This is a genomic window from Chitinophagales bacterium (genome assembly GCA_041392475.1).
Lineage (GTDB): Bacteria > Bacteroidota > Bacteroidia > Chitinophagales > UBA2359 > JAUHXA01.
In genome coordinates, this window is sequence record JAWKLZ010000003.1 from 1,006,347 (window position 1) to 1,027,280 (window position 20,934).

General features: G+C 40.6%; 17 protein-coding genes. 4 read left to right on the forward strand and 13 right to left on the reverse strand.

Annotated features, from left to right (window positions below; all coding sequences use genetic code 11):
• Nucleotides 1-183: 183 nt before the first annotated feature.
• From carA to R3E32_26815, 11 genes are all read right to left on the reverse strand, one after another.
• Nucleotides 184-1,317 (reverse strand): glutamine-hydrolyzing carbamoyl-phosphate synthase small subunit, encoded by a 1,134-nt coding sequence (gene carA, locus R3E32_26765; GenBank protein MEZ4888360.1) that lies wholly within the window; start codon nt 1,315-1,317, stop codon nt 184-186.
• A gap of 89 nt (nt 1,318-1,406) precedes the next feature.
• Nucleotides 1,407-1,559, reverse strand: coding sequence for a hypothetical protein (locus R3E32_26770; GenBank protein ID MEZ4888361.1), 153 nt, complete (start codon nt 1,557-1,559; stop codon nt 1,407-1,409).
• Nucleotides 1,556-2,662 (reverse strand): M20 family metallo-hydrolase, encoded by a 1,107-nt coding sequence (locus R3E32_26775; GenBank protein ID MEZ4888362.1) that lies wholly within the window; start codon nt 2,660-2,662, stop codon nt 1,556-1,558. Before R3E32_26775 ends, R3E32_26770 begins: the two co-directional genes overlap by 4 nt.
• Nucleotides 2,663-2,710: 48 nt before the next feature.
• A complete protein-coding gene (gene argB, locus R3E32_26780; protein ID MEZ4888363.1) occupies nt 2,711-3,520 on the reverse strand; it encodes an acetylglutamate kinase in 810 nt (269 codons plus the stop codon).
• A 163-nt stretch (nt 3,521-3,683) separates the two neighbouring features.
• Complete coding sequence (locus tag R3E32_26785; GenBank protein ID MEZ4888364.1) at nt 3,684-4,634, reverse strand: N-acetylornithine carbamoyltransferase; 951 nt, start codon at nt 4,632-4,634, stop codon at nt 3,684-3,686.
• Between the two features lie 124 nt (nt 4,635-4,758).
• On the reverse strand, nt 4,759-5,901 hold the full coding sequence (locus R3E32_26790) for an aminotransferase class III-fold pyridoxal phosphate-dependent enzyme (protein ID MEZ4888365.1): 1,143 nt from the start codon (nt 5,899-5,901) through the stop codon (nt 4,759-4,761).
• A 124-nt stretch (nt 5,902-6,025) separates the two neighbouring features.
• Nucleotides 6,026-7,006, reverse strand: coding sequence for an N-acetyl-gamma-glutamyl-phosphate reductase (gene argC / locus R3E32_26795; protein ID MEZ4888366.1), 981 nt, complete (start codon nt 7,004-7,006; stop codon nt 6,026-6,028).
• 182 nt (nt 7,007-7,188) lie between these two features.
• On the reverse strand, nt 7,189-8,394 hold the full coding sequence (locus R3E32_26800; protein ID MEZ4888367.1) for an argininosuccinate synthase: 1,206 nt from the start codon (nt 8,392-8,394) through the stop codon (nt 7,189-7,191).
• 47 nt (nt 8,395-8,441) lie between these two features.
• A complete protein-coding gene (locus R3E32_26805) occupies nt 8,442-9,071 on the reverse strand; it encodes a GNAT family N-acetyltransferase (protein ID MEZ4888368.1) in 630 nt (209 codons plus the stop codon).
• 647 nt (nt 9,072-9,718) lie between these two features.
• A complete protein-coding gene (locus tag R3E32_26810) occupies nt 9,719-10,495 on the reverse strand; it encodes an SDR family oxidoreductase (GenBank protein ID MEZ4888369.1) in 777 nt (258 codons plus the stop codon).
• Between the two features lie 68 nt (nt 10,496-10,563).
• Entirely contained in the window at nt 10,564-11,115 is a 552-nt protein-coding gene (locus tag R3E32_26815; GenBank protein ID MEZ4888370.1) for an isoprenylcysteine carboxylmethyltransferase family protein, read from the reverse strand.
• Between the two features lie 95 nt (nt 11,116-11,210).
• Here R3E32_26815 and R3E32_26820 point away from each other — a divergent pair, with 95 nt between their 5' ends.
• Nucleotides 11,211-12,509, forward strand: a complete 1,299-nt coding sequence (locus R3E32_26820) for a hypothetical protein (protein MEZ4888371.1) — start codon at nt 11,211-11,213, stop codon at nt 12,507-12,509.
• 335 nt (nt 12,510-12,844) lie between these two features.
• Nucleotides 12,845-14,101 (forward strand): transposase, encoded by a 1,257-nt coding sequence (locus R3E32_26825; GenBank protein ID MEZ4888372.1) that lies wholly within the window; start codon nt 12,845-12,847, stop codon nt 14,099-14,101.
• On the opposite strand, the gene R3E32_26830 is transcribed toward R3E32_26825, so the two are convergent.
• Entirely contained in the window at nt 14,098-14,802 is a 705-nt protein-coding gene (locus tag R3E32_26830) for a hypothetical protein (protein MEZ4888373.1), read from the reverse strand. The genes R3E32_26825 and R3E32_26830 overlap by 4 nt on opposite strands.
• A 268-nt stretch (nt 14,803-15,070) precedes the next feature.
• On the opposite strand from R3E32_26830, the gene R3E32_26835 reads away from it, so the two are divergent.
• On the forward strand, nt 15,071-17,686 hold the full coding sequence (locus R3E32_26835) for a T9SS type A sorting domain-containing protein (GenBank protein ID MEZ4888374.1): 2,616 nt from the start codon (nt 15,071-15,073) through the stop codon (nt 17,684-17,686).
• Between the two features lie 443 nt (nt 17,687-18,129).
• Entirely contained in the window at nt 18,130-19,239 is a 1,110-nt protein-coding gene (locus R3E32_26840) for a TlpA disulfide reductase family protein (protein ID MEZ4888375.1), read from the forward strand.
• On the opposite strand, the gene ggt is transcribed toward R3E32_26840, so the two are convergent.
• Complete coding sequence (ggt, locus tag R3E32_26845) at nt 19,236-20,927, reverse strand: gamma-glutamyltransferase (GenBank protein MEZ4888376.1); 1,692 nt, start codon at nt 20,925-20,927, stop codon at nt 19,236-19,238. The two genes, R3E32_26840 and ggt, sit on opposite strands and share 4 nt — an antisense overlap.
• Nucleotides 20,928-20,934 lie beyond the last annotated feature (7 nt).

The following is a 20,934-nucleotide window of genomic DNA, read 5'->3' on the forward strand; positions in this document are numbered from 1 at the left end:
GAGATATTATGATTGTTGAATAAACGAAACTTTGGCAACGGTTGAAAACCTTGCCAACAGTTGAGTGGATGTATAGCCTTGAACAATAATGGATTACGAAAAGGAATCTCAATTGGTGTTGGTATTTCGTGTTCAGTGCTGAAAATTCCTTTAAGTAGCAGATTCCTGTTCAAAGCGGTATAATTATACCAAAACCATCATTTCCTTCTTCAAATATTTCCCTTTCTGCTTTTGGTTTGTCTTAAATGCTTCCATCATCCCCACAAATTCCTCAAACAAATAACGAGAATCCAAAGGACCAGGAGCCGATTCAGGATGGTACTGAACCGAAAAAGCAGGATATTCTGTATGTCGAATTCCTGCTATTGTGTTGTCTAATAAGTTGATGTGCGTAATTACCACTTTTTCCTCATTGAAGGAATTGGGTGCAATCACATAATTGTGGTTTTGTGAGGTGATTTCCACTGCTTGCGTTTGCAGGTTTTTGATGGGGTGATTGATGCCGTGATGCCCAAATTTGAGTTTTTCGATTTTTGCACCCAAAGCCAAACCCAAAATTTGATGCCCCAAACAAATCCCAAAAATCGGCAGTTTACCCACCAATTGCTTCACTGTTTTAGCCAGATGGGTCAAATTTCTGGGGTCACCAGGACCATTTGATAACAAGACACCATCAAAGTTTTGCAGTAAAATTTCGTGTGCCGCCACATCATAAGGAAAAACGGTATAACTGCAACCAAAATCTGCCAAAATTCGCAAGATATTTTGTTTCACCCCACCGTCAATAACCGCCACCTTCAAGGCTTTCTTTTGAAGCGAAATGTGTTGGTAAACAGTTGCAGAACTCACCTCTGCCACCAAATCCGACACCAAATTTGCCGCATCCAAGTCTGCTATCAATTCTTCAACAGGCAAATTGGAGGTCGTCAGAATAGCTTTTGCAGCTCCAAATTGACGCAAGTATTTGGTAATTGCCCTTGTATCAAATCCTTCAACACCCATGATATTGTGCGTTTCAAGATACTGCTTCAAGGTTTGAGTACTTCGCCAATTGGAGGGAAAATCAATATACTCTTTGACCAACAAAGCCTTGACATGAATCTCTTTGGATTCCACATCTTCCTCGTTGATGCCATAATTCCCTATCATCGGATAGGTCATCACTACCATTTGCCCACGATAGGAAGGGTCGGTCAACACCTCTTGATAGCCGACCATTGCCGTATTGAAGACTACTTCAGCAGTGCAGCTTTCGCCTTTTGCAAATACCTTTCCGTAGAAAATTTTGCCGTCAGGAAATATTAATCTTGCTGTCATTATATGTTGTTTTTGTGTTGATAATTGTTTTTGGGTGTTCAAGTATTTTGTAAAAAAACTCTGCGTCTCCGTGTCTCTGCGTTCAACTTCTAAGTCCAGTAAGCCAAAATCTTCAGTGGTTCATCACCATTCCAACCGTTGTCAAAGTTTGCAACTGTTGACAAGGTTTCCTCTACCGCAAAAAAACTCTGCGTCTCCGTGCCTCTGTGTTCAATTTCCGTCAGCCGTCCACCGTCTATCATCCACCGTCCATCGTCTCCAAAAGCTCTATATAAATATCAATTCCTGCCTCAATCTCCTCCAAATAAATAAACTCATTCGCCGTATGCGACCTTGCAGATTTACCAGGCCCAATTTTGATACTTTTGAAGGGCATCAAAGCTTGGTCAGAAAGGGTAGGAGAACCAAAATGACTCAATCCCATTTTTTTACCCGCCTTCACAATCGGATGTGTCAAAGAAATGCCCGATGAATTGAGCCGCAAAGAACGAGCTGTTACCTTGCTCTCCAAGACCTCACTCAACATCCCCAAAACCACTGCATTGCTGTAAAATTCATTGGTGCGAACATCCACGACAAAAGAACATTGGTCAGGAACGACATTGTGCTGATAGCCCGCATTGATTTGAGTAACAGACAATTTGACTACGCCCAACAAGTTCGATTTTTTAGGAAATTCAAAATTTTGGATGCGCTCAATATCTTGCATTGCTTTGTAAATCGCATTCACCCCTTCCTCCCTTGCCGCATGACCTGCAATGCCCTCCGCCATACAATCCAAGACCATCAACCCTTTTTCGGCAACCGCCATTTGCATCTGCGTAGGTTCGCCCACAATCGCCAAGTCAATTTTTCCCAAATCCTCAATGATGCTCGCCACGCCATTGCTGCCCGAAATTTCCTCCTCCGCCGATGCCGCAAAAACCAAATTGAAGGGAAGCTCGGCTTTGCCATTGAAGTGCAGAAAAGTTGCCAACAAACTCACCAAAGCACCGCCCGCATCATTGCTGCCCAAACCATACAGTTTTCCATCAGCTATTTTTGCCTCAAAAGGGTCTAAAGTCCATGCTTTCACAGGTTTGACTGTATCCAAATGTGAGTTCAACAAAATCGTGTATTTCCCTACTTCAAAACCATCATTCCGCACCCAAACATTGTTGCCTTTTCGGTTGATTTTCAGACCTCTCTCAGATAGAAAAGCCTCCATTAAATTGGCAACCTCGTTTTCTTCTCGGCTAAAAGAAGGTGTCGAAATCAATTGCTGCAATAGGTCTATGACCTCCTGTTTCAATTTTGGAGAAGTTGTGTTTGTTGCTGCAATTGTTGGGTATGTTGTGGTGTTCATTTTTGTATTTTGATTTTAAGCCTGTTCAAGACATGAGACTTGAACGTGTTAATTATTTTGCATTTGATTCTTGTATTTGAATTTCCCCAAAACCAATTCCGTCCCCTTCAAATCCCCTTCATCAAACCCCTCCGCTGAACAAATCACCACCTTCGCCACTCCTTCCTTCAATGCCTCAAAACCAGTCGTCAATTTCGGAACCATCCCATCCTTCACAATTCCATCTGCTTGATATGCCTCAAAATCTTCAACCGATAGCTTTGGAACAAAAGAAGCATCATCTTCCACATCCAACAACACCCCATTTTTTTCAAAGCAATAAATCAAACGCACCTCATAAGAATCCGCCATTGCTTTCGCCAAACTCGCTGCAACGGTGTCCGCATTCGTATTGAGTAATTGCCCATTTTGGTCGTGCGTCAAAGGCGCAACAATTGGGCTGATGTTCAGCTTCAATAAGTTGTTCAATTGCAGACTATTCACTCCAATGACATCGCCCACAAACCCATAGTCAATCGTTTTCACAGGTCTTTTCACCGCCTGAATCAAATTCAAATCCGCACCCGTCAAGCCCAAAGCATTGCAGTTCATTCCCTGCAATTTGGCAACTATACCTTTATTCACCCCTGCAAAAACCATTGTCACTACCTCCAACATTTCGGCACTTGTAATCCGACGACCACCCACCATCTGGGTTTCAATCCCCAGCTTTTCGGCAATGTCCGTTGCAGAACGTCCACCTCCATGCACCAAGATTTTCAAACCTTCGATTGCTGCAAATTTTTGAAGGAAAGCACCCAATTTTGAAGGATTGTTGATGATATTGCCACCGATTTTAAGAATGTTTAGTTGTTGCATTTTTGGTTTGTTTTTGTAGCAAAACTTTGGCAACGGTTTCAACCTTGCCAACAGTTGAGCGATTACTGTTCCGTTCAACTGTTGCCAAAATTGAAAATTGTTGGCAAAGTTTCACTTGATAGAGTTCCTTTTCATCTAGAAGTTCTTGTTCAAACCCCAATTCTCAAAACATCCCCTCCAGCATGGTCTTCAACACCGTCTGCGCCGACACCACCCGATTTTTCGCCTGCGCCAAAACCAGCGAATTGGCACTGTCAATCACCGCATCCGCCACCACCACATTCCTACGAACAGGCAGACAGTGCATGAATTTTCCATTGTTGGTCAAAGCCATTTTATCAGCCGTCACCGTCCAATCCAATTCTCGATGCAGAATCTTGCCATAATCCGAATAAGACGACCAGTTTTTGGCATACACAAAGTCCGCACCTTCAAAGACCTTCGCTTGGTCATACTCCACTTTCACCCCCTCCGAAAATTCATTTGCCAACTCATAGCCATGCGGATGCGTAATCGTCAAATCCACATCTGCGACTTTCATCCATTCCGTAAAAGAATTGGCAACGGCTTGTGGCAAGGCTCTTGGATGTGGAGCCCAAGTCAAAACCACCTTGGGTTTGGCGGTCGTTTTGTGTTCTTCAATGGTGATTAAATCTGCAAAAGATTGCAGTGGGTGACGAGTTGCAGACTCCAAACTCACAATCGGCACACCTGCATATTTCTGAAACTGTGATTGCACAAAATCTTGGTAATCCTTCGTTTTGTCTTCAAAAGTCGCAAAAGAACGAATCCCGATAATGTCGCAATATCCTCCAATCACTGCTGCTGCATCTTTGATGTGTTCTGCCTTGTCACCGTCCATAATCACCCCATCCTCCGTCTCGATTTTCCAAGCATCTTCGTTGATATTCAAAACAATGGCATTCAATCCCAAATTCTGCGCTGCCTTTTGGGTACTCAATCGGGTTCGCAAACTGGAGTTGAAAAATATCAAACCGAGTGTGCGCCCAAATCCCAAATTGGTGTCAGCAAAAGGGCTTCGCTTGACTTCAAAGGCCGTTTGAAGTAAGTTTTGAAGGTTGGGAACGTCTTTTATTGAAGTGAAATGGTTCATGGTTTTTATTGTTGATTTTGATGCTTGATTGATGTTTTTTGATTCCTATAAGACTCCCGTAGTTTTGTAAACTACTGTAGTCAAAATCCAAGAGAAAAAACTCCGTGTCACTGTGTCTCTGTGTTCAATTCACGAAAGAAGTTTCCAAGACTTTCGATAGAATCCCCACAAAAATATCTGCCACTCGCTCCGTAATGGTCAAAGGCGGCAACAAACGAATCACATTTGGATTGGAGGCAGAACCTGTAAACAACTTTTCCTCAAATAACAATTGCTTACGCAAATCGCCAACAGGATAATCGAACTCCAAACCAATCATCAAACCTCTTCCTCTCACCTCTTTTATTCCTTCAATTTCCTTCAATTGCACCATCAAATATTCCCCAGTTTTTGCCGCATTTTCCACCAAATTTTCCTGCTTCAACACATCTAAAACTGCAATCCCTGCGGCACAAGCCAAGTGATTGCCGCCAAAAGTAGTGCCGAGCAAACCATATTTGGCTTCAAATTTTGGGTGAATCAAAACTCCTCCAATCGGAAAACCGTTGCCCATTCCCTTTGCAATCGTTATCAAATCAGGCTGAATGTCAGCATATTGATACGCAAAGAATTTGCCGCTTCGACCATAACCCGACTGAATTTCATCCAAAATCAAGACCACATCGTGCATTTTACAGAGGCGAGATAAGCCCACCAAAAAATCAAGTTTTGGGACTTGAATCCCTCCAATTCCTTGAATCCCTTCAATAATCACCGCACACACATCGCCCTCCAACAGACTATCTGCAACAGTGTCCAAATTGCCCCATTCATGGAGTTCTGCTTCAAAGGTTTTGTTGATAGGAGCTTTGATTTTGGGGTTGTCGGTAATATTGACCGCCGCTGAAGTTCGCCCATGAAAGGCTTTTTCAAAGGCAATGATTTTGGTTTTGCCTGTTTGAAAAGAAGCCAATTTTAAGGCATTTTCGTTGGCTTCTGCACCCGAATTGCAGAGAAACAAATCGTAGTCATTGCAGCCTGATAGTTCGCCCAGTTTTTCTGCCAATTCTATTTGCAGCGGATTTTGTACTGAATTGGAGTAAAATCCCAATTTGGCGACTTGCTCCGAAATTTTTTGGACATAGTGTGGATGGCTGTGTCCTATCGAAATAACGGCATGACCACCATAAAAATCTAAGTATTGATTGCCTTCTTTGTCAAAGACATAGCAACCTTCTCCCTTGATGGGTTCGATGTCAAATAATGGATATACGTCGAAAAGATTCATGTTTTCTTTTTTGATTTATTTTAGTGAAACTTTGGCAACGGTTGGAAACCTTGCCAACAGTTGAACGATGCTCACTCCAACTGTTGCCAAAATTGGAAATTGTTGGCAAAGTTTCCGTTCCTGTTTAAAAAGCGACCGCCTTCAATCCCAATCCCGCCGTTTCCTCCAATCCAAACAGCAAGTTCATATTCTGAACAGCCTGACCAGATGCGCCCTTCAATAAGTTGTCAATCATGCTAATAATCAACAAAATACCGTTGTGCTTCTCCAAATACAAAATGCCCTTATTGGTATTCACCACCTGCTTCAAATGCGGATTCGATTCGCTTATCCACACAAAAGGATGGTCTGCATAATATTTCTCAAAAAGTGCTTTCGCCTCCTCCAATGTTCCTTCAAATTCGGTGTAAACCGTTGCCATGATTCCCCTCGAAAAATTGCCACGAACGGGAATAAAGTAGAGTTCTTGGTCAAAAGCGGATTGAAGTTGCTGCAAACTCTGTTTGATTTCTGCAATGTGTTGGTGTTGAAAGGCTTTGTAAACCGAGACGTTGTTGTTTCTCCAACTGAAATGCCCCGTTGCAGTTGGTTTTTGCCCCGCACCTGTTGAGCCTGTAATGGCTTGAATGTGAACCGAATTCTTCAATAATTGCTGTTTTGCCAAAGGCAACAATGCCAACTGAATTGCAGTTGCAAAACAGCCTGGATTTGCAACTTTTGAGTGTTGTTGAATTTGCTCTTTTTGAAGTTCTGGCAGTCCATAGATAAAGTCGTTGCCTTCTCTTTTGTGGCGAAAATCGCTGCTCAAATCAATAATCTTCAATTCTTTATTTGCTGCAATTGCAGTTTGATTAGCCTCCAAAAATTCTTTGGATTTTCCATGCCCTGAACACAAAAATAATGCGTCAATATTGAAGTCAACAGTGTTTGAAAAATTCAAATCAGTTTCACCCAATAGGTCATCGTGGACAGAATAGACTGCTTCGTTTGCATGGCTATTGCTGTGAATCCAAGTGATTTGTGCGTATGGATGCTGCAATAGCAAGCGCAATAATTCTCCTGCTGTGTAACCTGCTCCCCCTACTATGCCTATTTTGATGTTCATTATTTCTATGGTTTCTTTGGATGCTTAGTTGATACTGTTGTTTCTATTGATGTTTTATTGAGTGAAACTTTGGCAACGGCTTCACGCCTTGCCAACAGTTGAACGGCAGTCACTTCAACTGTTGCCAAAATTGGAAATTGTTGGCAAAGTTTCCGTTCAGTGTTGTTGATAATGAAAAAATCTCAGCGTCTCTCTGTCTCAGCGTTCAATTTATTCACCGCCTGATGAATTTTCAATGGCGTTCCCAAAATCTTAATAAACCCCTTTGCATCGTCTGCTGTCCATGCCTTGTTCATTTCTCCATAGGCTCCGAATTTGGCATTCATCAAATCATGCGGTGAATCAATGCCTTGCAGTTCAAAGCGATAGGGGAGGAGTTTGATAAAAACCTTACCCGATACCGTTTCTTGTGAATTGTCGAGAAAGGCTTCAATGTCTCGCATCACAGGTTCTAAATATTGTCCTTCGTGTAGCAACATTCCGTACCAATTGCCCAACTGTTCTTTCCAATACAATTGCCATTTGGTAAGCGTGTGTTTTTCGAGCAGGTGATGGGCTTTGAGAATCAATGCAGGAGCAGCAGCTTCAAAACCAACTCGACCTTTGATGCCTATAATTGTATCCCCAACATGAATGTCTCGCCCAATTGCATAGGCATTGCCCAATCTTTCGACTTCTTGAATTGCAGCTACGGAGTCTTCAAAATACGTTCCATTTACCCCCTTCAATTCTCCTTTTACGAATTCCAATTCCAAATCACTTGGTTTATTTTCTTGCAGTTGACTCGGAAATGCTTCGTTGGGCAGTCCTTCATTGGAGGTCAAAGTTTCCTTGCCGCCTACGCTTGTTCCCCACAAACCTTTGTTGATGGAGTAGAGAGATTTTTCCCAATTACCTTTTACTTCCAAGTTTTGAAGGTATTCGATTTCGACTTGACGAGAGAGTTTTTGGTCACGGATGGGGGTAAGGATTTCGATTTCGGGAGCTAAAATTTGGAAAGCCATATCGAAGCGGACTTGGTCGTTTCCTGCGCCTGTGCTGCCGTGTGCAATGTATTTTGCGTCAATGAGTTGGGCATATTTGATGGTGGCGATTGCTTGAAACATTCGCTCAGAACTAACAGATAAAGGGTAGGTCCCGTTTCGTAGAATATTGCCATAGATGAGGTATTTGATGCAGTTTTGGTAGTAACTCTCGGTTTCGTCTAAAGTGACATGGCTTTCTACGCCCAAACTGTATGCCCTTTCTTCAATTTCCTCCAATTCGGTTTTTGAAAAACCGCCTGTATTTACGATGGCAGAATGTACTTCTAAGCCTTTTTCTTGACTCAAATATTTGACACAATAGGAAGTGTCCAATCCACCACTGAATGCTAATACGACTTTCATATTACAGATTTATTTGATTACGCAGATAAAGCGCAGTTGTATGTAGGTTATGACACCAATAATGGTTCAGTTTTTTTTTGTTCTGTTGTTTGTTTGAAAAACTCAAGATGGTTTTTAATTTCTTCTTCCAGCTTTTTTTGTTCTTCTTTTTCGGGGTCAAACAGCAAAGCGTTACACAGGCAGTGTTTTCTGTTCATTCGGATCAAAATGTCATGGTTGACGCAGCCTTTACAGCCTTCCCAAAATTGGTCATCTGATGGTATCAGGTTGAAGGTAACAGGTTTGTAACCCAATTCTGAGTTGATTTTCATGACAGGTAAACTGGTGGTCAATCCGAAAAGTTTGGCATTTGGAAATTTTTGACGGGCCAATTCAAAGGCTTTTTCTTTGATGGCTTTGGCGATGCCCCTACTTCTATAATGGGGATGTACAATCAAAGCTGAATTAGAACTAAACTCCCCTTCTTGCCACTCTTGTATATAACAAAAACCAACCAATTCTTCTCCGCAGAGAGCGATAACAGCCTTTCCCGCTTCGATTTTGGCCGCAATCTCTTCTGGAGATCGCTTCGCAATACCTGTACCTCTTTGAGCAGCCGATTCTGCAATCATTTTGCAAATGGCAGGTGCATATAAGGCATGATGATTTTCAGCTATTACAACATGTATAGTTTGCATAGTTTTTTATTTGCCAAAACCGAAAATACACAGTCTTTCCTTTGCCGATTACTGATAAGTTTCGGTTTGATTGTTTGTCAAAATAGGATGTAAGTTGTACAGAACCAATGGCATTTAATTGCAGTTAGTTCTGTGAGAATCAGAATGTAATTGTTTGTAGTTCTTTTAGAAAAAATATTAGTGAAGCCGCCGATAATAAGGACGATAATTGTCTGTTAATGTAAAGAAATGGGCATGATAAAAGAAAGGGTAAAGCTCTGTTAACCAATTATTTGTTGATAACATGGCAAAAAAAATTGAAAATGAATGAAAAGAATAGAGAATCAAAGGAGTAATTGGAACTACCTCTTTGTTATGAGAAAAAAATAGAGTTACCGATGCCGTCGGAAATATTGAAAAATATTCATAGTAAATTAGGTATTGATGGTTTGTGTTTATATACCTCTAAATTAATGCAAAGCTAAAGTAAAATTGTTTACCCACCAAAATTATTTTTCCTTTTTTGAGAATTAATTAAAAAAAGGTTGATTTTTTTGATAAAACATTAATGCAGGCAGATTTTTTTTCATTTTTGTGAATCATCGTATTTAAACCTATCGCTTGTTTTCGTATCTTTGTAGCCTTTTCCAATATGTTTTGCTTCCCATTTACCCCATCGTTCCCTTCACCAAACCTCCATCTACACTGATTGTCTGACCTGTAATATAACGACTTACAGGTGAAAGCAGCCACAAAGCCAATGATGCAAAATCAGCCGCTTCGCCCATTTGCCCCGTTTTGGTTTGGGCTTCAAAGGTAGAACGGGCATCACCTATTGAGATTCCCTCATTTTCGCTTTTTTTCTTCAATAGTTCTTCCATTCTTGGAGTAGCGTGGTAGCCTGGTGCGAGAATGTTGAGGTTTACGCCATGATGGGCAATTTCTTCGGAGAGGGTTTTCACAAAACCTACTACACCCAATCGAAGGGAGTTGCTCAAGACTAAATTTTCAATAGGTTGTTTGACCGACACACTTTCTACATAGACCAAGCGGCCATATTTTTGGGTGATGAGTTTGGGAGCCAATGCTTGGGTAATTTCTACTTTCCACCGTAAGACCTTCTGATAAGCATCGTCCCAGTCATCTAATGTTGTTTCGAGGAATGACATGGCGGGTGGTCCCCCTGCATTGACCAACATACCTGATAAATGACGTTCGCCAACTTGGTTGAGGATGTGTTGAATTGTGTCGGATTGGGTAATATCGCCTACAATGCCTTCTATTTGTTTGGGTGCATAAGCGACCAATTCGTCTATTTTCTCCTTGCCTCTTGCTACTGCAATCACGATTGCGCCTTCTGCAATGAGTGCTTGGGTGACTGCTAATCCGAAGCCGCTGGTGGCTCCGCCTACTATGAATAACTGTTTGTCTATGTTTAAGTGCATGTTTTTTGTGTTAATGTTTTGAAGTTTTGGTGTTTTGAAGTGTTAATGTTTTAGGGTTTTGATGTGTTTCAATTCGTTTTGTTTTCCAACTCCATTTCTTCCTTTGCTTCGTCTTGCCATTGCTGCAATCTGGGCAACCATCGAGGAACATTTTGGCGGTAGCGTTCATAGCTTGTACCGAATCGCTTCTGAAGTTCAGGTTCTTCTGATAGAAGGAAATAAATGTGTTTGACAAAGAAAAATAGTAAAAACCATAAAAGTAAGTATGTGGAACCAAAGAAAATAGTTTCGCCCAATAGAATGAGCAATACGCCTGTAATCATTGGATTTCGTACACGCTTATAGACACCTTTTACAACCAGTTTCTGGGTGGGATTCCAGGGTGCAAGTGTTCCTTTTCCAACATTGGCAAACAATCGAATGGTGCTTAACATTAGATACAAACCAATAAAAATCAATAGTATGGCGAGTAAGTAGAAAAAATAGGCTTGATTGCCTTTGAAGCCAAGTCCCCAATTGAAGTCTTGTGAGAAATAGAGTATCAGTGTGGGGATGGTGATAAGCACATTGAAGGGCAATGCCAAAATGGATAGGATATGGTGTTTGGTTGATGTTGCCATACAATGGGTTCTTTTTAATGGTGATAAACGAAAAGGAAATGTAGCTATTTTAATGAAACTTTCAAAAAAAAATAACTATTTGTATCTTTGAAATTATGCCAAAGATTTCAAAAGATTACCTCATCACGATAGGCATCGCAGTTATTATGCTGGTGTTCTGGTTCGTCTTTGCCAATATACGATGGTTGATTGTGTTGGTAAGTTCGGTATTGTTGGGTTTGTTTATCAGTAATTTATTTATTGCTTACATCAACAACCGGGTTATTCGTCAATTTGCTTTCCTGAATCGGCAGTTACGGGTTCATTTGGATATTCCTGAAACGAGGCTTTTTAACTTTGAATGGATTTATCCTAGTTTGCAGGGGCAGTATCTTCAACGTCGGATTCAGGTTTATACGACTACGCAGACAGTTTTGGATAGAAAACGTGAAGTTCCTTTTACGACGATTAGCGTCAATGCTCCTTTTGGTGGGCGGTCATTTGCCATTCGTCCTGAGGCATTGGGTAAGCAGTTTACCAAGTTTTTTTATAACAAAAAAAAGGTGACGGAAGATCGGTCTTTTGATCGAAAATTTGATGTGAACAGTGATGATTTGGAGTATATTGGTGGTTTGTTGGATGATGCTGTGAGAGAAATTTTGAACGAGGGCATTTTGTCACGAGATAGTTATTTGGAGTTCAAAAATGGTGTGTTTAGTTATACTGAGCAGACGGTGTTGAATATGGGTTTTAAGAGAAGACGGTTTGAAAAAATTATTTTGGTGATGTATATGATTGCCAAGAAAATGGAAAAAGGCGGTCGTCCTGCTCCATTGCCTGAACCAAAAATAGAAGAGGTGTTGGCACCCGAATTGTCAGAATTATTTGAAGACGAAGAATTTGATGATGAATTGGATTTTGACTTAGACGATGATGAAATGTATGAATATGAAGACGATGAGGAGGAAGATGATGGAATGGGGGGCAGAAGATTGGAGAACGAAAAAGAGGGTTCTCGACAATTGGATTTGTTTGAAGAGGCAGGTCTTCCTTCTAGTAGAAAATTGGATACAAGCGACGAGGACCTGTTCCGTGATGGCATTGAAGACGGAGGTAAACTTTCGGAGGAAATGAGTGATGGCAAAAAAGAGAAGGAAAAACAGAAAGATCAAATACCTGCGGATTCACCAAAAGATGATAAAAATAAATCGAAACCTTCGATTGAGCCTACGATTGAACGATTGGATGAAGAAGACTTTGGATTTGATTTTGGGGCAGGAGACGATGATTTTGATATAGATTTAGATGACCTTGACCTTGATCTTGATTTAGATGATGAGGAGTATGACGATGATGATTTTGATTTTGACGATCTTGACCTTGATTTTGACGATGATGAAGACTATGAGGATTGAGAAAACCTATTCATAGCCTGCATTGATAACTAATAAGTTTGTCGCCCGTCTACTCGATTGTATGCATCTTCTTTTACTGTTCATTTCCTGTCATCAACTTAGCAATTTCGTTTGAATTGTTTATTTGCATTTCTTCGAGTACAATTTGAACTCTTTTCTCAAACTCTATTTGTTCTTTTTTGACGATTTCTAACTTCTTCTTCAACAAAACAGCTAAAGGATTCCCCCACTATACCGAAGGTTAGTGGAGGGAGGAATTTAGCTACGTCATTATTGACCTTGTGATTGGATGTATTTTTTAATAACATCTATTTTATGTAAATTTACACCATCTTATGCTAATCACCAAAACATACAAATACCGAATTTATCCTACCCAAAAACAAGAAAGTAGGATGACTAACCACATGAATATGAGTCGGTATGTTTGGAATTGGCATTTAGGCGGAATGATGAAGCAGTACAAGGATAGCAAAACCTTTCCTTCGATGATTGAACAACAAAACCTACTGCCTAAACTAAAGGAAGAAAAGCCGTGGTTTAAGAATGTTTATTCCATGGTGCTGCAAGACGCCAATAGAAGACTACACAAAGCACTCATTACATTTTTTAAATCCAAGAAAGAGGGAAACACCGATACAGGATTTCCTAAATACAAGAAAAAAGGACAGTGGAATAGCTTGAACTATACCGATTACGGCAGAAATATGCCAAGTTACTTTTCTACCATGAATCGCAAAATCGGTAAAGAAAAAGCGAATAACCATATCCCTGTTCCAAAAATAGGCTTTGTCAAAATAAAACGGCACCGAGAACTCCCCAAAGGAGCAGTCGTGAAAACCATGTCCATCATCAAGGATGGATGCAAGTGGTTTACCTGTTTCACCTTTCAGTTTGAAAAAGCTGTTAAAGAAGTGCCTAAACAGGACTTGCTAACACATTCAGTAGGAATAGACATGGGTTTGAATGATTTTGTTTATACCAGTGGCGGTTTATCAGAACCACTACCCAAGTTTTACCGAAAACGAGAAAAGCATTTGGCTAAGGTGCAGCGCAAGTTATCCAAGGCTAAGAAACGAAGCGCAAGATATTACAAACTACTTAAAGCGGTTCAGAAAGCGCATTACCGTGTCAAAATGCAACGGCAAGAGTTTCATCATCAAGTAGCGAATTGGTTGTTAAAACACTATGATTTGATAGCTATTGAAGATTTGGCTATTAAAAACATGATTCGCAAAGCCAAGCCTAAGCAAGACGAAGAAGGTAATTTTACTCGCAACGGCAGAAAAGCGAAATCGGGACTTAGTAAATCTATTGCAAATGCAGGTTGGTACTCCTTTCGTGTAATCTTGGAAAATAAGGCTAAGGAACTTGGAAAGGTAGTCGTAGCTATTGCGCCACAGTACACAAGTCAGAAGTGTAGTGGTTGTGGCGCAACAGTAAAGAAAGCCTTATCAGTTAGAACACATAGCTGCAATGAGTGTGGTTTTACGGCAAACCGTGACCACAATGCAGCCATAAACATATTGACTCTCGGACTGGAGAGTTTAGGGCTATATGCCTATGATGCCCCCACTATACCGTTAGGTTAGTGGTGGGAGCAGTCACTATAAGATTTGAACAATTGCTGTATTTCTTCAAAAGCATCGTCGTCAATCGAAAAGGGAACCATATTGGCAAAATTATTTAGGATAACCACTGCATTGAGGCTTGCGTCTTTAGTAGTGGCACTCAGTAGTTTATCACATAGATTTTTGTTTACATCTTGAATGTCATCGTACATCGAAACAAGGTGCGCCAATTCCCAATCTGGTTTTTTCCCTTCTTTGGCCCGAAAAAACTGCGCCAGTAAATACATAGAAATCACCCGATAGATGGTTTCCTCAATCGTGGCAAAAGGCAGGTGATGCCGCACCATAGGCTTCAATTTTCCCATCAATGGACAGCCGCTTGCGACCATGTAAATGCCTATCAATGAACTCAATCCTCTTTGAAGGGTCGTATCCTGTAGAAAAGTTCGCTCTTCTGTTTCGATGGTCACTTTCACCTTTTCGTAGGACTGCTTGTTGCCAAAACTGTCAATCAAGCCAACCAAACTCTTTCCCACAGGGCATTGGTGAAGGGTTTCCCCATTGTGTTTGCAGTGTGGATGTTTGGAGCATGCCAAATTTGTCCATTCTGGATATTCGGACAATTCTTCCTCTACCAAATTGAGCGATTCTTCATCCAGTTGAACCCTGACTTTCTTTTCGCTTTGGTCTTCAAAAATAAACGTGTAGTCGAATGTAAGCATAGAATATCAAAATTAAATCAATAACATGGTGGATTCGTATGAGCAATTTTTTCTACATTTTAGCAATACGAAGGTCAAGTTAAGCAAAAAATAAATAATTGCAACAACTCTTTTGAGTTTACTCCCATGATTATAATGTAGTGCTTCAAAGATGTACCTCATCCGACATTAGCTAAAATTGCCGAGAGGCTATTGATGAGGAAGTGAGCAAAATTAGTAATTTTAGTTTTTGAAGTAAATCAGCACAAAACGTATAAATTTAGCATTGATGAAAAAACGTATTTACCTACTTTTTGGCTCTTGTTTGATTATTTTATTTACAGCTTTGATTTTGAAGGAAAAAGCGTTGGACACAGCCATTGAAGCGACACATACTCACTTTGAAAACAAAGAAGCGGCAATTCATTTTCCATACGATAATTTTTATTTTCAACGAACTTACCCCGATTTCACCTTCGATTGGAAAGCCTATACAAATGTGCTGCAAAAGGCAAAAAAACAGGCTGGTATCCAGCTACAACAAAAAGACAATGTTGGGTTTACAACTGCTTGGTCCTTGGAAGGGCCCGGCAATATCGGCGGACGTATCAATGTGGTAATTGCTGATCCAAATAATTCTAATATTTTATATGTAGGTGCTGCAAAAGGAGGAGTTTTCAAATCCATAGATGCTGGTGAAAATTGGTTTCCGATTTTTGATGAGCAATTGTTCTTATCTATTGGAGCGATTGCAGTAGATCCCAATGATTCGAATATTGTTTATGTCGGTACAGGGGATTTGAATATTTCGGGCAATTTTTCGGTAGGAGATGGGCTTTACAAGAGTGAAGACGGCGGTAATACTTGGACACATCTGGGTTTGGTCGAAGAACGCATTGTTTCCAAAATATTGATTCATCCCAATAACTCCAATATCCTGTATGCCAGTTGTATGGGCAACCCTTTGGAGCGCAATACCAAAAGAGGAGTTTACCAATCTAAAGACGGTGGAGAAACTTGGAAACAGGTGCTTTTTGTGGCAGAAGATGCAGGAGTAATTGACATGGTGATGAATTGGGAGAATCCCGATATTATCTATGCTGCTGCTTGGAACCGTATCAGGACCAATCAAGAAAGCGTTACCTCTGGTGATGATGCCAAAATATTTCGCACGATGGACGGGGGAGATACTTGGATTGCCTTGACAGAAGGTTTACCGACTGCAAATATGTCTCGAATCGGTCTAGCGATTTCACCTACCAATCCAAATGTCATTGTGAGTGTATATGTGAATACTTCGCACGAACTGCACGGTATTTTCAAAACAACAGATCAGGGTGAGACATGGAATACTGTTCCTACATTCGAGGGCTTCGGCTTACCCAATAACCCCTTGGGCGGTTTTGGGTGGTATTTTGCCAAGATAGGTATCAGTCCTCAAAGTGACGATGATATTTTCTTGTTAGGTGTAGATTTACACCGAACAAAAGATGGTGGAAATATTTGGAACAGACCCATTTCAGAGGCAAACGAAGTATCTGTTCATGCCGATAAACACAGCCTCTTTTTTGTGGACGAAAGCACGTTCTTATTGGCTACGGATGGTGGTTTGTACCGAAGCAGCGACAATGGACTTTCGTGGCAAGACATTGAGAACATTCCGATTACCCAATTTTACCGAGTAGCCAACAATCCTCACAATGATACCTATTGGGGTGGGGCACAAGATAATGGAACGATTCACGGCAACAGTTTGAGCATGAATGAATGGGAGAGGGCATTTGGCGGAGATGGGTTTCAGGTTGTTTTTCATCCCGAAAATGAAAACATTGTTTGGGCAGAAACGCAGTATGGCAAAATGATTGTGAGCAATGATGGTGGTCACAACTTTTTTCCTGCAATAAATGGAATTGACTTCAACAATGATAGGGTCAATTGGGATATGCCTTTTATAATGAGTGCACATAATCCAGATGTATTGTATGCTGGTACTTATCGGCTGTATAAAAACACACAAGGAATACAAGCAGATTGGCAACCCATTAGTAACGACTTGACGGACGGCATTATTTTTGGCCCGAATTTTCACACCATCACTACTATCGCCGAATCGCCCATTGATTCCGATCATCTGTATGTAGGTACTTCCGATGCAAACGTTTGGCGCACTTTGGATGGCGGAGATACTTGGGAAAACGTGACCCACAATTTGCCCGAACGTTATGTGACAAGTATTAAAACCTCCTTGCACCAACCCAATATCCTGTATGTTACCCACTCAGGATTCAAAGGAAATGGCTTTATACCTCACATTCACCGTTCGATGGATTATGGCGATACATGGCAGGATATTTCAAGTGATTTACCACCTATTGGTGTAAATGATATTTTGACCTTGCCCGAAGATACGGCAGAGGTTTTTCTCTTTGCTGGTACAGATGCGGGGGTGTATGCTTCTTTGAATGCAGGTGAAAATTGGCAACGATTGGGCAGCAATATGCCTTATGGTTTTGTGTTTGATATGGATTACGACCCTGTTCATAATCAGCTCATTGCAGGTACTTATTCCCGTTCTATGTATAGCTTTCCTTTGGATTCCATTATTGAATACAACTTATTGACGGACATTGCAGATACAGGACTTCCAAATAAGAAGGATGATGAACTGCAAATAAAACCCAATCCTGCAACGTCTTTCATTGAAGCAACATTGGAGGAAACAAGCAGTTCTTTAAGTACACAATACGAATGGCGTATTTACACCATTGAAGGGAAACAAGTACTTCTGCAAAATAGCCTAAAGAGTAACATACATCTGGATATAAGTCAATTACCGAGTGATATTTATTTACTTCAAGTTACATGCCATAATAAACGAAGCGTCAAACGGTTTGTAAAGGAATAAAGACACAGAAACGTCATATTTTACAGCTACTTAATGTAATCAAAAAATGCAGATAAATTTTATTTTATATTTTAATAAACGCTAAAACATGGTTAAAATATTTGAACCAGTATTTTGTAATACATACACAATATTGTCTTGTTGTATAATAAAATGGTAGTTAATAAATAAAGTTTTGTTATCAAAAAATGCAATGGTAATCCAATTGGCTGCATAATAAAATAAAACACAATTTAAAGAAAAAATAGTTTATAAATCAATCCTTAAATTGTTATTGCAGTTCATTCACTTCAAAATGAATATTTGGCGAGTTATTAAAAAAAGCCTAATTTTAATAGTTAAAATGAACTCTGCTATTATCACCAATCATTTTTAAACCATGAATATTTTCTAAAAACTAACTTGATTAAAATTCTTTTATCCACCCAAATCAATATTTATCCATGAGTTATATCATTAAACTAAAGAATTATTTTTTCTATTCAACACTTTGTTTTTCGATGTTTTTCTTTTCTCAAAATGCCAATAGTCAAGAGATAGTAGAGGCTATCCATTTGGACGAAAACGCAGGTGGTTTGCAAGTTGGAGATAGAGTTCCCAACTTGGTGCTTCAAAATCGCTACAATACAACTTCCAACCTCTATGCAATGGGCAATAAATACGTTTATCTGCATTATTGGGCATCTTGGTGTCCTTGCTCTCAGCCACACATTACCAACTACAAACTTTTGTATGACAAATACCAAAACGCAAATTTCGTGGATGCGAATGGCTTTGAGATATACAGTGTTTCAATCGATGAAAAAGAAGCCAACTGGAATGAAGCTGTGGAAGACTACAATATGGTTTGGAAAAACAATGCCCGAATTCAGGACGAATATGGTGAGAATGAATTGATGATGTGGGACTTGCGTACAGTTCCTACGGCTTACCTCATTGATCCCCGTGGCGTGGTCATTGCCAAAAATCCTTCATTGATCGAAATGGATGCTATTTTGAGCGAAAGAAGTGATATGCCTGGCCCCAGAAAATTGGGTAGAACAGTGGTCTTGAATCCAAGTGAAGGCCTTGCACCTGATCAGAATTTTGAAGCCAATCAAGATTGGAACAATAACATGTATAATACTTGGAATAGCAATACCTCAAGTAGTGCGTCTTTGGAAACTTACACCACAAGTACCGAAAAACCAGCAGATTTTATGACCTACAATCAATTTGATTACAGCAATCCCAATTATTCCAATTCAATGGTTTCTTCGCAGTCTTCTAACAATATGTATGCCGCAAATGCAAACACTATGAATACGAACACCAACACTCAGGTCATTGATGGTGCTAGCATCAGGGAGTTGAAGGTGAATGTTGGCGATTTTTACATGCTGACCCAAGACCATGTAGATGTGATCAAAGACCTCGGGCAATTGCAGGTAAATAACCAGTCAAATGGAAGCCAAACGGTGATTATCAAAAACTTAGCCAATCACGATGCTGCTTACAATGTGTTATTGGAGATTCACAAAAGAGGTTTTACCGATGCGTTTTTGATGTATTAATACCCCATCGCACAACCATCCTTCCTCGACTCGGAAGCTCCATAATACACCCCATTTTCGGCATCAAATAAGATAGCTTGATATCCCCCATATCCACCAACGCTATAACTTATTTGATGCCCTTTTTTTGCCAACTCTCGAATGACCTCTTCCGAAAATCCATTCTCCAAATACACAGTACCTCCATCTTTCATCTGTTCGCCAGTAGGTTGTGACGAACCTTCATGACGAATACGAGGTGCATCTCCTGCTTCTTGTAGGTTCATTCCAAAGTCAATCATATTGATTACAATTTGAGCATGACCCTGCGGCTGCATAGCCCCACCCATCACTCCAAAACTCATGAAGGGTTTGCCGTCTTTGGTCACAAAAGCAGGAATGATGGTGTGAAAGGGCCTTTTGTTGGGTTCAAAAACATTGAAGTGACCTTCCTCCAAACTGAACAATTCACCCCTATCTTGTAGGATAAAACCCAATCCATCAGGCAACATTCCAGAACCCATTCCCCGATAATTGCTTTGGATAAAAGACACCATATTGCCGTCCTTGTCTGCAACGGTGAGATAAATCGTTTCACCCGTTTCCAATTCACCCGCATTGAAGGTACGAGCTGCCCGTTTTTCATCAATCAATTTGCGTCTTTCGGCAGCGTATTCCTTAGAAATCAATTGTTGGACAGGAACATTGTTGAAGTCCATATCGCAGTAGTATTTCGCTCGGTCTTCAAAGGCCAATTTTTTTGCTTCAATAAACAAATGTGTATATTCTTGACTGCCAAAGCCCATACTTTTTAAGTCATACGCTTCCAAAACATTGAGTATCTGCAATGCTGCAATGCCCTGACCACTCGGCGGCAATTCCCAAACATCATAACTCCGATAATTGGTCGACACAGGCTCTACCCAATCTGAATGGTGACTCGCCATATCTTCATAGCTCAAAAATCCGCCATTGGCTTTCATAAACGCATCAATGGTTTTCGCAATTTCGCCCTTATAAAAAACATCTCTGCCTTTTTTGGCGACCTTCTCTAAGGTATTCGCCAAGTCTGGATTTTTGAAAATCTGCCCTTTTTGGGGTGTTTTTCCTTCAATGGTATAAGTTGCCAATACATTCGGATACTTAGAGATATAGGGTACATTACGCCCCCAGTAGTAGGCAATTAACTCGGTCAAGGGAAAACCATTTCGGGCATAGTCAATGGCAGGCTGCAAAATGTCTTTCATGGGCATCTTGCCAAATTTTCCATGTAGTTCGAACCAGCCGTCCACACATCCTGGAACGGATACAGGCAAAGGCCCTAATGATGGGATTTTTTCGATGCCTTTTTCTTTGAAGTAGTCCAAAGTCAGGCTCTTGGGAGAGCGACCACTGGCATTGAGGGCATGGAGTTTTTGGGTTTTGGCATCCCAGACGATGGCAAACAAATCTCCACCCATTCCGCAGCCAACAGGCTCCATCAAACCCAAACAAGCATTGGCGGCAATGGCTGCATCTACGGCTGTGCCGCCTTTTTTGAGGATGTCAATCGCTACTTGAGTCGCCAAAGGGTGACTTGTTGCAGCCATACCCTGCTGTGCGATTACCTCACTGCGGGTAGCATAAGGATTGCTGGTCATTCGATTTTGTGCCATAGAATTGTGGAATTGAAGGACGAAAAAGAGTGTCAAAAAGTAGAAGGTTTTCATAGATTTC

What these genes read in the sequence shown, in the direction of transcription:
- carA (MEZ4888360.1), bottom strand. Translation starts at nt 1,317, where the DNA reads ATGACAGCAAGATTAATATTTCCTGACGGCAAAATTTTCTACGGAAAG.
- R3E32_26770 (MEZ4888361.1), bottom strand. Translation starts at nt 1,559, where the DNA reads ATGATAGACGGTGGACGGCTGACGGAAATTGAACACAGAGGCACGGAG.
- R3E32_26775 (MEZ4888362.1), bottom strand. Translation starts at nt 2,662, where the DNA reads ATGAACACCACAACATACCCAACAATTGCAGCAACAAACACAACTTCT.
- argB (MEZ4888363.1), bottom strand. Translation starts at nt 3,520, where the DNA reads ATGCAACAACTAAACATTCTTAAAATCGGTGGCAATATCATCAACAAT.
- R3E32_26785 (MEZ4888364.1), bottom strand. Translation starts at nt 4,634, where the DNA reads ATGAACCATTTCACTTCAATAAAAGACGTTCCCAACCTTCAAAACTTA.
- R3E32_26790 (MEZ4888365.1), bottom strand. Translation starts at nt 5,901, where the DNA reads ATGAATCTTTTCGACGTATATCCATTATTTGACATCGAACCCATCAAG.
- argC (MEZ4888366.1), bottom strand. Translation starts at nt 7,006, where the DNA reads ATGAACATCAAAATAGGCATAGTAGGGGGAGCAGGTTACACAGCAGGA.
- R3E32_26800 (MEZ4888367.1), bottom strand. Translation starts at nt 8,394, where the DNA reads ATGAAAGTCGTATTAGCATTCAGTGGTGGATTGGACACTTCCTATTGT.
- R3E32_26805 (MEZ4888368.1), bottom strand. Translation starts at nt 9,071, where the DNA reads ATGCAAACTATACATGTTGTAATAGCTGAAAATCATCATGCCTTATAT.
- R3E32_26810 (MEZ4888369.1), bottom strand. Translation starts at nt 10,495, where the DNA reads ATGCACTTAAACATAGACAAACAGTTATTCATAGTAGGCGGAGCCACC.
- R3E32_26815 (MEZ4888370.1), bottom strand. Translation starts at nt 11,115, where the DNA reads ATGGCAACATCAACCAAACACCATATCCTATCCATTTTGGCATTGCCC.
- R3E32_26820 (MEZ4888371.1), top strand. Translation starts at nt 11,211, where the DNA reads ATGCCAAAGATTTCAAAAGATTACCTCATCACGATAGGCATCGCAGTT.
- R3E32_26825 (MEZ4888372.1), top strand. Translation starts at nt 12,845, where the DNA reads ATGCTAATCACCAAAACATACAAATACCGAATTTATCCTACCCAAAAA.
- R3E32_26830 (MEZ4888373.1), bottom strand. Translation starts at nt 14,802, where the DNA reads ATGCTTACATTCGACTACACGTTTATTTTTGAAGACCAAAGCGAAAAG.
- R3E32_26835 (MEZ4888374.1), top strand. Translation starts at nt 15,071, where the DNA reads ATGAAAAAACGTATTTACCTACTTTTTGGCTCTTGTTTGATTATTTTA.
- R3E32_26840 (MEZ4888375.1), top strand. Translation starts at nt 18,130, where the DNA reads ATGAGTTATATCATTAAACTAAAGAATTATTTTTTCTATTCAACACTT.
- ggt (MEZ4888376.1), bottom strand. Translation starts at nt 20,927, where the DNA reads ATGAAAACCTTCTACTTTTTGACACTCTTTTTCGTCCTTCAATTCCAC.